Source organism: Photobacterium galatheae, assembly GCF_000695255.1.
Taxonomy (GTDB): Bacteria; Pseudomonadota; Gammaproteobacteria; order Enterobacterales; family Vibrionaceae; genus Photobacterium; species Photobacterium galatheae.
Genome location: NZ_JMIB01000003.1, coordinates 46,158 through 62,259, shown reverse-complemented (window position 1 = coordinate 62,259; position 16,102 = coordinate 46,158). Strand labels below are relative to the sequence as shown.

Genomic DNA, 16,102 nt, shown 5'->3' with positions numbered 1-16,102 from the left:
ATTGCTTTTTGTCTATCGCCACCGTCTATTCCTGAGCGAACCCATGAAAGACTAAATGAGCAAAGCCGCTGACGCACGTTTATCTATTCCTAAACCATCGGCAGCCACCCATGAATGTATGGCTACCGATTTGCTCAGGATCATTGAGTCAGTCCCACTCAGGTGTGAACACCAAGGGATGACTTGCCAAAGTGGCTGGTCGCTGTCTCGACCACGTCATCAAAGTGGGCCACAATCCACCGTGGGTTGGCTGTTTGAAGCTCTTGCTCAGAGTGAATGCCATAATTGACAGCAATGGTGTCACAGCCAAGATGATTCGCCATGAGAATGTCATGCGTTGTATCCCCGACCATGAGGGCGTTGTTGGCGGTTGTGCCATAGTAGCTGAGGATTTTTTCGCCAGATTCCGGCGCGGGTTTCTTCTCGGTCACTTCATCTGCACAGACAACGATATCAAAGAAATTGGCGATGCCTGCTGCTTCCAGTAATGGGTTGGCACTGCGTGCGAATTTATTGGTTGTGACCGCCAATTGATAGCCAAGGTTTTTCAACACGGATAAGCCAGAAGTCACGCCTGGGAAGAGCAAACTTTCAGCCTTTGGCAGGATGGTTTGCCTGAATTGTTGCTGATACTCTTTGCACAATGCTGCCACACCGGCGGCTTCGCTGGATTGGTCGGTCAGCGTGGCAAATGCTTTTTCCAGTGGCATCCCGATGGTCGCCCTGATGTTTGCCGGGCTTGGTCGCGTTGTGTCATTGCAGGCCGAAAATGTTGCATCAAATGCTTCAACGATTGCGCGTTCGGTGTCAAATAAGGTGCCATCTAAATCAAACATGATGACAGGCTTGAATACTTCCATTGCTCTTCCTTTAATCTCTTATAACGTCCTGGTTTCTGTACCGATCAGTAGTTTGGCGTTTTAATCAAATATTGCGATTTGGCATCAATTTCCGGCTGGTAGACGGCTTGTTGCCAGTCATCCGGCTGGACAGATTCAAGTGAGATTGAAATCACCTCTTTGCTGCACCCCAGCGCTTCGGTAACCGCCTGGTTGATGTTTTCTACCAGCATCGTTTTTTGCTCAGATGAAATTGAAACCGGAAAATGTTTAATGGATACGTGTGGCATGAGAGCTCCTTTCTTTTCATGCAGTTTATCTATGGTTTTATTTTGTAGGGCTTTCAGGTGAAAGCGGGCAACACAGATTTGTGTCAGGCTGAATCAATGAGTTTATCCAGCGTAAGTACCAAAATACCGATCACCAAAATCGCCAATGCCTGGTTTCATAAAGGCATGTTCGTTCATTCCTTTTTCGATGGAGGACGTCACAATTTTCAGGTTCGGGAAGCGGGTGATTACCCGGTCTAGTCCTTCCGGTGAAGCGAGAAAGTTCACCACAATGATTTGCTGCTCTGGAACTTGATTCTCCAGCAAAGTTTCAATGGCTTTGATCAGCGAGCCGCCCGTCGCCAGCATGGGTTCAAAGAGGAAAACAGAGCGATGCGCAATATCAGCAGGAAAGTGTGAATAAAAGTAGCTGGGTAACTTGGTGACTTTATCTCTCTGGATCAGAATTTTTCCGATGGGACTGCCCGGAAACATGTTGTTGTATTCTGGCTCCATACTTTCACCAGCACGAATGACAGAAACGCCACAGATACCGGTGGTTAAATCACATCCGTGATACGTGTCTCCGACTGGTGTTGTAATGGCTTTCTCGTGAAAGGGTAAGAGTTCGGCGGCTTTCACAAGTAGCTGTCGGATGACTTGATCACTGTAAGCATTAAATGTTTTCTGTGAGGCGCGCTTATCACGGATTTTCGAATGCAGATATGTGAGATAAGGCGTTGCAGCGAGGACATGAACATTTTGAACGTGAGACATGTGAAGTTTCCTTGTACGGTCGATAAGCAATTTCAGGCTTTCTTGAGAATGAATCACACCAGAGTTATTCAGTAAAAAGTATCTCTCAAGAAAGATATGTCAAATAAAGTACTACCATTCATGCTTTCATTCAAGTATCTTTTCAGAAAATTAAATGGAAAGGATGAATGATGGAATTCGATCATGTAGAAAAGCTTTTGATGCAATGGCGACAGCAATGCCCTGATTTAGATTGTTCTTCAATGGCGATTATTGGTCGGCTGAGCCGGGTAAACCGTTTGATCAGTCAGAAGCGGCAGACTGGTATTGAGGGGCATGGCTTAAGTGAAATTGAGTTTGATATTCTGGTGACGCTCCGGTTGATGGCGCATCCTGTGACGCCAACAGAGCTGTATCAAACCTTGATGGTTTCATCGGGGGCCGTGAGTACTCGCATCGAGCGTATGGTGCAGCAGGACTGGGTGGAACGCGTGGCGAGCCAGCATGATCGTCGCAGTTATAAAGTTCGGATTACGCCAGCGGGCAGAACCCTGATCGATCAAATCATCGAGACCAACTTAGACCTCGAAAAATCCTTCCTTGAGCCACTCACAGAAGAAGAGCAAGTCAAAATTTCTACGCTGCTTCGTCACTGGCTGTTGTCGATCGACGCAACGCGCTAACGGCTTTTCTTGGCCACGACACCTGGTGGTTGATGCCGCCAGGTGGATTTGATTTTTTACTTCGCAGCTTTCTCGCTCAATAGCTTCCTCTCTCATCAGCTTCAACAGCGCAAATACCCCGATTTTCTGGATCGACCTTCCGCTGAAGAAAACCATCCGACTGATTACGCTTCATAGGCATAATACTTTTCTTTATGTATCTTTCAAAAAAGATACTTGACAAAATAATACGTGGGAGTAATTTATATAGTCATTGTCGTGCATATAGTTGAAATGGAAGTTAAAGAGATGATGAACGCCACCTTTGTGTCACCTGAGATGGAAATCGAAATAGATCATGGAACTGCTACGTTGCTGGATATGTTCTCTGAGCAGGCAAGGCTGAACCCAGACAAAATTGCGGTCACAGATTGTCATCAATCGCTGAGTTACCTCGATTTTTACCTGAAAGTTTTAAAAACAGGTCATCGTCTGGCAGATGCGCAGTTGTCTGATGAGAATTGTATCGGTCTTTTCTGTGAGCCTTCGATTGATATGGTGTGCGGAGCGTGGGGCATTCTGGCTTCCGGGAATGCTTATTTACCGCTTGCGCCGGAATATCCGAGTGAGCGGATTCGTTACATGATTCAGGACTCAAAAATTCGTGTGATTTACACACAGACGCACCTGAAATCGAAGCTGGAAGCTATGGTTTCAGACCAGGTGACCATCGTCACAGCAGAGGACATCACCGCTTTACTTGCCAATGAACTGCCTCAAATGTCCGACCCTGTATTTTCTAAAGTCACGCCTGACCATCTGGCCTACGTGATTTACACCTCTGGAAGCACCGGAAAGCCCAAAGGTGTCATGATCAAACACCGCAATATTGTGCAGCAAATGTCATTCCTGAAGCAGACTTTCTCGTTTGGCGGGCAGACGCGCATCCTTCAAAAAACACCGATGAGCTTCGATGCGGCACAATGGGAAATTCTTGCGCCCGTGTTTGGTTGCCACCTGATTGTCGGGCCTGCGGGATGTTACCGAGACCCAGACGAGATGGTCGAAGTACTGCTGAAACACGAGATCAATGTGCTGCAATGTGTCCCGACTTTGCTGCAGGCCTTAGTTGATCATCCGTCTTTTATCGATTGCAAATCACTGGCACAAGTCTTCAGTGGTGGTGAAACGCTCACTCGGCAACTGGCAAAAGAATTTTACCGGGTTCGTCCAGAAGCGGAGCTGATTAATCTTTATGGGCCAACAGAATGCACGATCAATTCCTCCTATTTCAAACTTTGTGAGAAAGCGGTAGACACTTATCCAAGCGCAATTTCGATTGGGAAGCCGGTCGCACACACCCGCTATTATCTGCTGCGGGAAGATGGTCAGCCGGCTTTGGTCGGTGAGATTGGTGAACTGTATATTTCAGGGCGGCAAGTTGCGTCAGGGTACCTGCATCGGTCTGACTTAACGAAAGAGAAGTTTGTCCCGAATCATTTATCTCAGGACCCAGAACATGCCTGGCTCTATCGTACCGGTGATCTGGGACGTTGGGATAGCGAAGGAAATGTCCACTTTGCCGGACGAGCTGACAATCAGGTGAAGCTGCGGGGCTACCGGGTTGAATTAGACGAGATTCGCCATGCCATTGAAAATCACAGCTGGATAAAAAATGCGGCGATGGTGATCAACAATGATCCACGAACGGGCAGTCAAAATTTAATCGCGTGTATTGAACTGGATGAAACGCAGGCCGCGCTGATGGATCAGGGAAATCATGGTTCACACCATCAATCAAAAGCGAATAAGTGTCAGGTGAAAGCGCAGCTATCGAATGCTGGATGCCGCCCTGCCGAAGCCTGTGAAGACAGATTGCACATTGCGCTGGAAGGTAAAGTAGCAACCCCGAGTCAAAAAGAAAAAGCATTCGGAAGAAAGACGTATCGCTTCTTTGAAAGAGAGCAGCCAGTCACTCGGGAAGAATTGATTTCGCTGCTCACGCTTGAGCAGGATAAAACGTTGTCCCGCGAGATCTCACAGCTGACTGCGCCGCAGTTTGGCGGATTACTCCGGCACTTTGGTCAATTCATCAGTGATGAGCGTTTGTTGCCCAAATACACATACGCTTCTCCCGGTGCTTTATATGCTGTGCAGCTATACATTGAAATTCATGGTCTGTTTGGCTGGCCTTCAGGAATTTATTATTACCACCCGGTACAACATTGTCTGGTGCAAATAGAAGCGTGTCAGCCGAATTCACAGCCAACTCTGAAATTACATTTTATTGGAAAACATGACGCGATTGAGCCCGTTTATAAGAACAATATTTTAGAAGTTCTGGAGATGGAAACGGGCCATATGCTGGGTCTTTTTGATGAACAATTGCCGGAATTCGGACTGGCAATCGGGGCGCATCAGCTCACGGAACAACTGCCGGCCTGGTATGACGGTGCAACGGATGATTACAACCTGGGCACATTTGAGATTTGCCCGAATGATGTGGCACCAGCAATTGATTTGCCTGAGCTGTTTGTACAGGCCCACGGCAGTCACGTCGCTGGCCTGGAAGAAGGGCTGTATCGATTCACTGCGCAAGATTTTGAGTATATGAGCGATCAACAGATTCTGAAACGTGATGTGATTGCGATCAACCAGCAAGTGTATGACAGAGCAAGCTTTGGCATCTCGATGGTGGAAAATTGCCGGGAATCGGCAATGCGCTATATCAGCCTGGGCAGAACACTCCACAAGCTTCAGAGTAATCCACTGTCTTTGGGAATGATGTCATCGGGTTACAGCTCTAAATCCGGAAATGACTTACCTTCGGCCAAGCGAATGCGTCATATCTTAAATGCGCATGGGTTGGAGATGGCAGCATTTTATTTCTGTATCGGTGGCGGGATCAGCCAAGCGCAATATTTGAGCATTGGGATGAAAGAAGACAGTGTTCATATGCGTGGGCCGACAGAGATGATTAAAGACGATCTGATGACTCAGCTCCCGCAATATATGATTCCGAATAAAGTTGTCATGATTGATAAACTGCCACAGACCGCGAATGGCAAGGTGGATTATCAAGCCCTGAAAGCACTGGATGTGGTCGCAAATAGCCACTCGGAGAAAGAATTCATTCCGTTATCTACGGAAACGGAACACCAGTTAGGGGAGATTTGGTGCCGAATCATGAAGTGGGATTCCGTGTCTGCACAGGATGATTTTTTCGAGTGCGGCGGAAACTCCTTGACGGCTGTCGCGATGATTAACCGGATTAACCAGGCATTCGGGATCAAAGTACCGCTTCAGGTTCTGTTTCAGTCCCCAACGATTCAACAGCTTTCCGCATGGATTGACAGTCAGGGTGAGCAAGTCCAACAGGCTTCCCGGCTGATTGAGCTGAATGGTCAGCAACAGAACCCGATTTTCTGTTGGCCGGGTTTGGGTGGATACCCAATGAACCTGAAACTCATGGCGAATCAGGTTGCTCCCCATCGTCAGTTCTTTGGTGTGCAGGCATTGGGGCTTCATGAAGGTGAGGTGCCGTTGCCGAATGTTCAGGAAATGGCAAAAGCGGATATCGAATTAATTCGGTCGGTTCAACCCAAAGGGCCTTATACACTCTGGGGATATTCATTCGGTGCTCGTGTGGCTTTTGAAACCGCTTACCAGTTGGAACAAATGGGCGAAACCGTTGAAGCACTGCATTTGATTGCGCCGGGTTCACCCCAGACACATTACGATTTAGAGCAAACGAATCAAGGCAATGCGTCATTTTCGAATCCAGTGTTTGTGACCATCCTGTTCTCGGTGTTCGCACATTCGATTGATGGTGCCTTGCTGCAAAGCTGTCTGAACCAGTGTCATGACGAGGAAAGCTTTATTGAGTTCATGTGCCAAAGGTTCCCGATGTTACAACCGGATCTGATTCAGCGTATCACGCGTATCGTGCTGGTTTCTTACGACTTCAGTTACACCTTTGAAGAGTTGGTTGGTCGCAGGATTCATGCCCCGGTCACGATTTTTAAAGCGCAGCAGGATAACTACTCTTTCATTGAAAATGTCTCCGACTTTTCGGTGGAACCTCCCAGAACGATTCATCTGGAGGCAGACCATTATCAGGTTTTGAAAGCGCAGGGTGTCGCAGAGTTACAAACGCATCTTATTTAATGGAAAACGTTTTGGCGTGGGGGCCACGCCAAAAAATACTTAAGGAATTAGTCACATGTTTCAACAAAATATCCCTTTAGAATTTCATCCTGAAGTGAAACAAGCGCTGGAAGAAGGTAAGGCTGTCGTTGCCCTGGAATCTAACGTGATTACTCATGGGCTGGATTATCCTGATAACGTGAACACAGCACTGGCCGTTGAAGAAGCGGTGCGTAAGAGTGGCGCAGTACCGGCGACGATTGGCATTGATCATGGCACAGTCCTGGTCGGGATGAACAGAGAACAAATTGAACGTTTTGCTTCTGCATCCGATGTCCCCAAGGTGTCCAGCCGTGATTTGCCGATGATTTTGGCAAGCGGAAAAATGGGCGCAACGACCGTCGCCTCCTCTTTGGTGATTGCAGAACTGGCGGGCATCTCGTTTTTCAGTTCTGCGGGGATTGGGGGTGTTCACCGTGGCGCACAAGAAACAATGGATGTTTCTTCAGACTTAATTCAGTTTACACGCTCAAAAGTTGCGGTGGTTTGTGCGGGGGCGAAGAATATCCTCGATATTGGCCTGACGCTTGAATTCCTAGAAACACAATGTGTTCCTTTGATCTCCTATCAATCGGATGATTTCCCTGCTTTCTACTGTCGTTCCAGTGGCCATAAAAGCCCGATGAGAATGGATGATGCCAGCACAATTGCGAAAGCAATTGAGATGAACTGGGCATTACCGGGCGGAAAAGGGTTTGTGATTACAACACCGACAAAAGAGGAAGACGCGATTGATAGCAAAGAAATTGAGCTGGTGGTTCAGGCGGCGGTCCGTCACGCCGAAGAAGAAAAAGTGACAGGCAATGCCATCACCAAACACATTATGAAAGCGATAGAACAAGCGACGCAGGGACGCTCGGCGACTGCGAACATGGCTGTTCTGATTCATACAGCAGAAGTCGCAGGTCAGCTTGCGGTGGCCCATCATCGCTATAAATCATCGTTATAAATCATTGCGATAAACACCAGCCACAGCGCTTGTCGTCAGATGCGGATGAACACCTCAAGGTGTGATCCGCTCTGTTGATTGAAAGTGCTCCGTTCTGAAGCCCATGTATGTGATTGAGGAATCTGGTATATTCCGCAACCTATTACGATAAAATTGAGAAGATTGTCTGGCGGGTGTCGAGATAGCGCTAATTTCATAACCTGTTGGTTTACATCTGTAAAGTGCGGGTGAACACAATGACAGCACGTCAAACTGATTTTTGCGAAACAGCGTTTTCATCTCTCTTTGTTGACGAATAAAAAATATTCATTTTATGTTGAGCAAAGAAAAATGATTAGCACTGAAGCTTTCATTCAAGTATCTTCCTTAAAAGAAAACAAATGAAGAGGAATTCTTTTGAAATACGATCATGTAGATAAATTGTTGGCACAATGGAGGGAGTGTCGCCCAGATCTAGACTGTTCGCCAATGGGGGTGATTGGCCGGATCAGTCGCACAAGCAGAATTGTGGATAAGCAACTGCTGAAGGCGTTTAAGAAACACGATCTCAGTGCCATTGAATTCGATATACTGGCGACCTTGCGCCGCACCCAGTCGGCACTTACACCGACCGAGTTGTATCAAACCTTGATGCTATCGTCTGGCGCGATGAGTACGCGAATTGATGCCTTGGTGAAGCGTGGCCTGATTGAAAGGATCGCCAGCGCACAGGATAGACGCAGTTGCAGCGTGGAGCTTACCGCTGCCGGTGTCGCACTTGTCGATCAAGCTTTAGAAGATCACGTTGAAAACGAAAGAAATATTCTTGAGCCATTAACGGCTGATGAGCAGAATGAGCTGGCAGTGTTGCTACGAAAATGGCTGCTTCATCATGAAGTCTCTAATTAAGTCTGGCGATTTTCAGATTTAAGGCGGTCACCGCGACCAGCCTGACTTCACATGCGATTGCCTATTCTTCGATGTCAGTCATGACTGAGAATAGGCATGGCTTGTGCCAGCGTGAAAATGTCGAAGCCTGAGAGTGCACGGAAGGCTCGGCGCGACAAACGCTTGATACGAACAAGCGCGATACAAAAAAGCTCGGCACGAAAACGCTCGTCACGAAAAGTAGATAGATGAATAGTAGATAGATGAATCATCGCTTCTTGAAATCTCCCCGAGTCTCCCTCAATCCCCCCAGCGCTCCCCATGCAAAAAAACAGAATTCTTATTTTGATGTAAATGACGTTTGCATTTTTTAAGCCCCTGTTTTGAAAAGAATAAATAACTTTATCCACAAAAACAGTGGGTAACTTTGGGGATGGCGGATGACATGTTGATGAAAAAATAATCTGCTCAAGGTTTTGCGGCGGCCTGCTTGCTATGTATGTATCTGTTGCTGGTTGATTCTTGGTGTGTCCTACACTTGTTGTCAGAAGATGATGAGGAAGCATGCATGAATAATACGAAGAAGACTCAGATAAAGATGAAGCTGTCTGCTGCGATGAAAGTGGTTGTCCTGCTGTCGGGAGTGCTGGTGTCGGTGCAGGTTGTGGCGAATGAAGGCAAGGCGATTCACTATCAGGTGAATGGTGCGGATTATGAGGGATATTACATTGCTCCGAAGAAAGATGCGCCACTGGTGCTGATGGTCCATGACTGGGATGGTCTGACTGATTATGAGAAAAAACGGGCGCAGATGCTGGCTGAAAAAGGGTATGCGGTTTTCGCTGTTGATATGTTTGGCGCTGGAATTCGCCCAGCGAAAGTCGAAGACAGGCGCAAGCTGACCGGAGCGCTGTATCAGGATCGCAACAAGATGCGCAGCTTAATGCAGGGCGCGCTCGCAGCAGCGAAACAGGCGGGTGGAAACACGTCGGATGCGGTGGCAATGGGGTACTGCTTCGGCGGTACGGTTGTTCTGGAATTTGCCCGATCGGGTGCAGATTTGAAGGGATTTGTGACCTTTCATGGTGGATTGGCAACCCCGGAAGGGCAAAATTACAGCCAGACAAAAGGCAACATTCTGGTCTTTCATGGTGCGGCAGATACCTCAGTGACGATGGATGATTTTGTGACGCTGAACCAGACTCTGGAAGCCGCTGAGATACCCAATGAAATGGTGGTTTATAGCGGTGCGCCACATGCTTTCACCGTGTTTGGCTCTGAGCGGTATCGCGAAGATGCTGATCGGAAATCCTGGCAGCGTTTTCTGGCATATTTGAGTGAAGCGCTATAATTCAACATGCTGATAATCATTAAAAATTGACTGGAGAAGCCGATGCTTCGTCATTTTGATGCCAAGGAGAATGTATGCTCTGTGTAACGACACCGGATGTAGCGCATCGTCCGATTAAAGAGGTGCTGGGCACCGTAAGTGGCAGTGTTGTACAGTCCAAGCATGTGGGACGCGATATTATGGCCGGCTTCAAATCGATCTTTGGCGGCGAGATTCGCGGGTACACCCAAATGCTGGTCGAAGCGCGCGAAGAAGCGATGCACCGCGCTATCGCGGAAGCCGAGCATATGGGGGCGGACGCCATCGTCAATATGCGCTTTACAACCAGTACCATTATGCAGGGCGCCTCTGAAATTCTGGTGTATGGAACGGCGGTGAAGCTGAGCTGAACCCTGTTATTTCTCCTTCCTATTCAGTTCCGATTCTGGCTAGTTTTATGTCGCCAGCGGGGTACACTAAGCACATGGATGACGTTCGGCGTGATATTGAATCACGCCATCACACAGGCTGAGTGTATGCATTTATCACCTTCACAGTGCCAACAGGCCAGACTGGCCAAAGATCCCCGCTATGACGGACTCTTCTTTACCGCTGTGAAAACCACAGGGATTTATTGCCGGCCTATCTGCCCTGCACCGGCGCCAAAAGAAGCAAATGTGGAATACTTCCCGACGGCTGTGGAAGCGGCCCAGGCGGGGTATCGTCCCTGTTTACGTTGCCGGCCAGACAGTGCGCCGGGCTCTCCAGCATGGCTGGGTACCGGCGCAACGGTAAAAAGAGCACTGACCCTGTTGGACGAAGGTGCGCTGATGACTCAGTCACTGGCGTCACTGGCGGACCGTCTGGGCGTAACGGATCGTTATTTGCGGCAACTGGTCACGGAAGCCACCGGTTTATCACCGAAGGCTTACAGTCTGTATCAACAGTGTCTGATGGCGAAAAAGCTGCTGCATGAAACACAATTACCCGTCACTCAGATTGCCTACGCGAGTGGTTTTCACAGCGTGCGGCGGTTTAACGATTGTTTTCAAAAACGGTTCTCCTTGTCGCCGTCTCAATTGCGCAAGCAGGGCAAAGCTGAGCAGTCGCTGGGTCAGGGGATTCAGCTTCAGTTAGCGTATCGTCCGCCGTATGACTGGAAGCAGGTTCATGGTTTCTATGCCGCCCGATTGATTCCCGGTCTGGAATGGCAAACGGACAACAGCTATGGGCGAACATTTTCGCATCGATCCGGAGCGCCGGATCAGCATTATCAGGGATATTTCACGGCGACACACCGCCCTGAAAAATGTTGTTTTGAGGTGATGATTCAGATTGATCGCTTGTGTGGCCTGATTCCTGTCATCCAGAATATCCGGCGTTGCCTGGATCTGGATGCGGATAGCGATCGAATTGCATATGCCATTCGGCATGCCATGCCAGCGACGGATGCGCATCACGTCCTGACCGGGATTCGCTTACCCGGCATCTGGAGTCCGTTTGAAGCCGGAATCCGTGCGATTCTGGGTCAGCAGGTCTCTGTGAAGGCTGCCCGGAACCTCGTGGAGAAACTGGTGCAACTGAATCCAGACAGTGGAGATGTGCGTCAGTTCTTCCCTTCGCCTCAGCAAGTCTTGGACACCGATTTACAACAGCTCGGCATGCCGCAGAAACGTCGGGAAACGCTACAACATTTTGCCCGTTTCGCGCAGTCGCATCCGGCTGGATTAGACGCACCGGAAAAAGACGTGCTGGCACTGCCGGGCATCGGCCCCTGGACACTTCATTACATGCGCATGCGTGGTTTGAGTGATCCGGATATTTTTCTGTCCGGGGATTTAGGCGTGAAGAAAGCGCTGGCGCAATGGGATCACCCCGTTCATGAATCAGCCGCTTCACCGTGGCGTAGTTACCTCACTTTGTATTTATGGAGTATGTTATGACTTCTCGTTCTTCCACTGAGACACCGCGGTTTCGCCAGTTAGTGGACACCCCAATTGGTTGGCTGGCGGTGGTGGCAGATGCAACAGCCATTGTCACAATTGAGTTTGATGCACAAACGAAACCTGATGATGTCAGTAACACTGTGACGCAAGCTGGTGTGCAACAGTTGCAGGAATACTTTCAGGGCCTGCGGACAACATTTGATTTGCCGCTAAAGATGCCGGGAACGCAATTTCAGCAGCAAGTCTGGCGAACACTCATTGCTGTTCCATTTGGTGTGACTTGCTCCTATTCAGATATTGCGACTCGCATTGATCGGCCGAAAGCGGTCCGGGCAGTTGGAGCCGCTAACGGCAAGAATCCGATTCCTATTGTGGTGCCTTGCCACCGGATTATTGGCAGTTCAGGAACCTTAACCGGTTATGCTGGCGGCCTGGATAAAAAGCAGTGGTTACTGGCGCACGAAGGCTTGACGGTGAAACGCTAAATACGATTTACATTGTAAATAGAGCAGGCAAACTGCTCTATGCCATCCAATAAACTGATTCCCTGCTTCAAAAAATTAGAAATTTTTCTCATTTCTTGGAAAGGAATAGCGAGTAATCCTTGTAACATACTGATTTATAAGCTCAGCTCAAATGGCGCGAATTTTGCTGTATTGCCAGATTTGAATAAAACCAAGAACGTGAGTAATCAGTATGGCCGATGACAATTTCCCTTATCCTCCTGAACATTCTATGTACTGGGAAGATAATCAGTTCACTTATGAACAAGCAAAAGCCTTATATGAACAAGGCGAAGTTCCTTTTTCACATTCCCACGATCTGAACGCGAACGGTGGTGAAGCGCTGACTCAGCCGCCCAAAAATTCCATGATGTGGGAAGATGAAAAAGTTGAACATACGGTCTTTGAGCAAAGAGCGCCTCTGAAGAAACGCAAGAAACGTCAGAAAAAGCCAGTGTTCCGTTGCCACCTGTTCCCTGTGCGCTATGCATTGGATGAAAACGACGACGCAGGCCAGCCAAAACATGGTTTACCGGAAGGCTGGCGCGGCAAAGGCTTTTTCTTTGGTCAGTCGATTGAACCTTATGCCTACACCCTCCGTCAGTTGCGCGATGGCTGGCTGTATGTCTATAACGAAACTGATAAAAAGCTGGATGAGTATGAGCTTTCCGGCGTGACGCTCACGCCGTATGCGCTGGAAGATTACGATTTTCCTTTATTATCCCCAAAGGATGGCCCGACTGAACGGGGTAAACCTGGGGCCAGCCAGCCATTTCTGACCTGCAACAGCGATGCATCCCTTCGCATTGTCTGGAGCAAACAGCGTTGGTCCTGGCCAATGTTTTACCAATTCGCGACTGATCCGAGTTTACGTTTTAACGCACGGCATTTGCAGATCTCTCGGTTAGTAACCCACTCCAGTCCGCACATTGCTGATATCGAGATGCTCGATCAGGTTGCAGATATTGATTATAAAGGGGGCGGGGAAATTGAGCGCTTTTCTGGGTTAGTGCATACTAAGATGCCAGCAGTAGATGATAAAGAAAAAGAAGTTCTAGAAGTTAAGCCGATAGCCTCCGCAGCAGAGATCATCAATGCAATTCCAGAAAATGAAACTGGTTATTTTGTTGCTATTAATGATCCGCTTAGTGATTTAAATGAAATGGGTGTACGCTTCAGTGTTGCGACAGCAATTTGGCACGATTTCCTTGAAGATCAAGGAATCAAAAACCAGATGATGGAGTCTGCTTTACAGATGACAGCAACAGGAATCCCTGAGGGATTGAATATTAGGTATCCTGTGCTGATTGACGATATGCCTAAAGATGAACAACTAGAGATATATCAGGAAATCTGTAAATTATATGAATTGAGGAAAAATTATGAAGATACACTACGTGTTGGGACAGAGAAAAGTGAGAATTTAGCGAGACAACTAGCGATAGACTTGTGGAAATCTGAGGAGTGTTTTAGAGAAAAGCACGGCAGTATTTCTTATTCTAAATATTATGCTGATTGGGAGAAATTAAGTAAAAATCGTAGAATGATCCATGTCGATAAACTGATTAAAGACAAATGTAAATATCTTCAAGAAGAAGACATACTGATAAATCTAGTTGAAACCCATCGTAATACTGCTATTGCAATGGCTAAAGCGTTTGGGAAATATCCTATTAAAGGATATGCTGATATTTACTCACAAGAAGGGCAGCGATATCTTCTTGGAGTTCACCGTGAGCTATATATACCTTTGGTTCATAGTAGACTTACTGAATCACAAGTCGAGTGGCTCGCAAATGAGTTTAAAAAACCAACAACAATTTTTCCTTTATTTGTTTCCGCTTTTAGTAGTGATATTTATGATATTTATGCACTCTATGATGAAAGTTGCGGGGACCTTGAGCTAGCAGCGAATACTGACCTATTGAAAGAAGGAAGTGGTGCTACACCTGTAAAAGATTTTGTAATCAGTTATGCAGCCGTTCTTGCATTTATTACGGATCCTGGAACACAGGAACATCCAAAATTTAAAAATTTTGCTAAACCTCTAGCAAAAGCATATGAAAGTTTTGCAGAAGTTATTAGTGAACCTTTAAAATTAGGTGCAACAAAGTCTGTTAGTGCTATAGCTCATTCTCTAGGGGCTACTCTGGGCGTTATCGGTGGAACGAAAGGTGCGAGGTACTTAATTCGTGCTGGCGTTTTTGGTGAAACTTTAGCAACTTCATCTGAAACACATGTCAAAGAAGAATATACAAAACAAGAAAAGGCATGGACAAAAAAACGTCAAGAATTAGAGAGTAATATTAATAAAAATAAAAGATTTTATGAAAACCAGATTTTAAATGAGAATGAATCTTGGAGTAAAATTGTTAAGCGAGGTATGGGATTAAATTACGATGCTGAAACTGAAGCAATGTATGATGCTAAGCAAAAAGCAAATAAATATAGTAGTGAATTGGATGAGCACATAAAAAATAAGCCAAGTAAGATGCGTGTTTTTGCTTCCCATATTTCTGAAGAAGCTACAAATTATGTTAAGAAAAATCTATTGGACGCTACAAAAAATTCTGGAAAATTAATAGCAAGTAGTGGTGTTGATTTATTAGTAATATTTGTAACATTAAAGGATTATGTTGAGTATTCAGATGGATTAAAAACAAACAATGTGGATACTCTTGAGGAATCTTTAGGCTCCTTGCAAAGATTATCTTATAGCGTTAATTCTCTAGCTGCACTTTTTCAAGCTAAGGCTTGGACAAATTTTGATGTGAATAATTTATCTCGACAATTTACTTATAATCAACTGAAAAGTGCAGGGCGTATTATTGGCAATCGAGCTCAAGCTGGATTAAGATTTGCAAGATTAACAATTATTGCGGCAACAGCTGGTGTAATTGCAACAAGTGTTGAATCCATCTTAACTATTGAAGCTTTTTTGAAGTCTGAAAATGAAGTGAAGACATTGAATGGAATAAAAGTGGGGTTGCTTTCTGTTCAGACTCTAATTGGATTGATACAGATTTTTGGTTTATCACAAGGTGCTGTCGCTTCTGTTTTTAACCCTTGGATTTTATGCATTTTTGCATTTACAAATACTGCAATCATGATTGTAAATGCCTTGATCGATTTTTTTGATAGAAATGAGTATCAGAAATGGTTGGCGACCTCGGAATGGGGGATAGATGCAAATATTAAATGGACAAAAACGCTTGATTTAACCGAACTTCAAAATCTATATATTGAGGCGATTTTGAAGTTGAAAAAAATGCATTTAAAGCCTATTGTTTATGCACAACCAGATTATGATGTAGTCTATAATTATTCAAATACATATCCTGTTGCAGCGCCTACGCAAATCATGAAAGGTGTAACTATAAATATGGTTCTACCAATAGAGAAATCAAGGAAAATATTGAAATTGATGATATCAGAGCCAGATAAAGATGAGACAAGAACTATCATGACCAATAATCTTGGTTTATGGTTAAGTGAAAATGGGAAAAAGTTTTTAGAAATTGAACCACAGGATTTGGATAAACCTGTCTTTCAATTTTATATTCCTTTAAGTAATAAGCATCGAGATGTTAGCTTTTCTATTCAGTACTCAGATCCAAATAAATCGAATGATAAAGAAGATTTTATTTATCATTACAGTTTCATGGTTCGAGACAAAAATTTAACCCCTTCACTCCTTAGTGAAGATGAAATAATTGAAAAATATAAAAACAATTTTAGCTTTCTACCCCAAGCTAATGTTTTAATTGAAGGGTGA

At 46.0% G+C, this 16,102-nt stretch carries 13 protein-coding genes; 9 read left to right on the top strand and 4 right to left on the bottom strand.

Going from position 1 to position 16,102, the window contains the following annotated elements; translation table 11 throughout:
• Nucleotides 1-158 precede the first annotated feature (158 nt).
• The 3 genes from EA58_RS01370 to upp form a co-directional block, all read right to left on the bottom strand.
• Nucleotides 159-860, bottom strand: a complete 702-nt coding sequence (locus tag EA58_RS01370) for an HAD family hydrolase (RefSeq protein ID WP_051641830.1) — start codon at nt 858-860, stop codon at nt 159-161.
• Between the two features lie 44 nt (nt 861-904).
• Nucleotides 905-1,129: a tautomerase PptA gene (gene pptA / locus EA58_RS01365; protein WP_036748053.1), complete on the bottom strand. Its 225-nt coding sequence runs from the start codon at nt 1,127-1,129 to the stop codon at nt 905-907.
• 102 nt (nt 1,130-1,231) lie between these two features.
• Nucleotides 1,232-1,885, bottom strand: a complete 654-nt coding sequence (upp, locus tag EA58_RS01360) for a uracil phosphoribosyltransferase (protein ID WP_036748051.1) — start codon at nt 1,883-1,885, stop codon at nt 1,232-1,234.
• Between the two features lie 167 nt (nt 1,886-2,052).
• Between upp and EA58_RS01355 the strand changes: the two genes are divergently transcribed.
• The 4 genes from EA58_RS01355 to EA58_RS01340 all read left to right on the top strand — a co-directional run bounded on the left by EA58_RS01355 (nt 2,053) and on the right by EA58_RS01340 (nt 8,569).
• Nucleotides 2,053-2,547, top strand: coding sequence for a MarR family winged helix-turn-helix transcriptional regulator (locus EA58_RS01355; RefSeq protein WP_235199523.1), 495 nt, complete (start codon nt 2,053-2,055; stop codon nt 2,545-2,547).
• A 288-nt stretch (nt 2,548-2,835) separates the two neighbouring features.
• Nucleotides 2,836-6,693, top strand: a complete 3,858-nt coding sequence (locus EA58_RS01350; protein WP_200872141.1) for an amino acid adenylation domain-containing protein — start codon at nt 2,836-2,838, stop codon at nt 6,691-6,693.
• Nucleotides 6,694-6,748: 55 nt separating this feature from the next.
• Nucleotides 6,749-7,681, top strand: coding sequence for a pseudouridine-5'-phosphate glycosidase (locus tag EA58_RS01345; protein WP_036748047.1), 933 nt, complete (start codon nt 6,749-6,751; stop codon nt 7,679-7,681).
• A gap of 396 nt (nt 7,682-8,077) precedes the next feature.
• Nucleotides 8,078-8,569 (top strand): MarR family winged helix-turn-helix transcriptional regulator, encoded by a 492-nt coding sequence (locus EA58_RS01340; protein ID WP_036748044.1) that lies wholly within the window; start codon nt 8,078-8,080, stop codon nt 8,567-8,569.
• Nucleotides 8,570-8,643: 74 nt separating this feature from the next.
• On the opposite strand, the gene EA58_RS01335 is transcribed toward EA58_RS01340, so the two are convergent.
• Entirely contained in the window at nt 8,644-9,114 is a 471-nt protein-coding gene (locus EA58_RS01335; RefSeq protein WP_036748041.1) for a hypothetical protein, read from the bottom strand.
• 50 nt (nt 9,115-9,164) lie between these two features.
• Between EA58_RS01335 and EA58_RS01330 the strand changes: the two genes are divergently transcribed.
• From EA58_RS01330 to EA58_RS01310, 5 genes are all read left to right on the top strand, one after another.
• On the top strand, nt 9,165-9,899 hold the full coding sequence (locus tag EA58_RS01330) for a dienelactone hydrolase family protein (RefSeq protein ID WP_036748201.1): 735 nt from the start codon (nt 9,165-9,167) through the stop codon (nt 9,897-9,899).
• 74 nt (nt 9,900-9,973) lie between these two features.
• Nucleotides 9,974-10,288 (top strand): YbjQ family protein, encoded by a 315-nt coding sequence (locus EA58_RS01325; protein ID WP_036748038.1) that lies wholly within the window; start codon nt 9,974-9,976, stop codon nt 10,286-10,288.
• A 126-nt stretch (nt 10,289-10,414) separates the two neighbouring features.
• Nucleotides 10,415-11,821, top strand: a complete 1,407-nt coding sequence (locus EA58_RS01320; RefSeq protein WP_036748035.1) for a DNA-3-methyladenine glycosylase 2 family protein — start codon at nt 10,415-10,417, stop codon at nt 11,819-11,821.
• Nucleotides 11,818-12,309, top strand: coding sequence for a methylated-DNA--[protein]-cysteine S-methyltransferase (locus tag EA58_RS01315; protein WP_036748033.1), 492 nt, complete (start codon nt 11,818-11,820; stop codon nt 12,307-12,309). The genes EA58_RS01320 and EA58_RS01315 overlap by 4 nt, the downstream gene beginning before the upstream one ends.
• Before the next feature lie 211 nt (nt 12,310-12,520).
• Nucleotides 12,521-16,102, top strand: a complete 3,582-nt coding sequence (locus EA58_RS01310) for a toxin VasX (protein ID WP_152547903.1) — start codon at nt 12,521-12,523, stop codon at nt 16,100-16,102.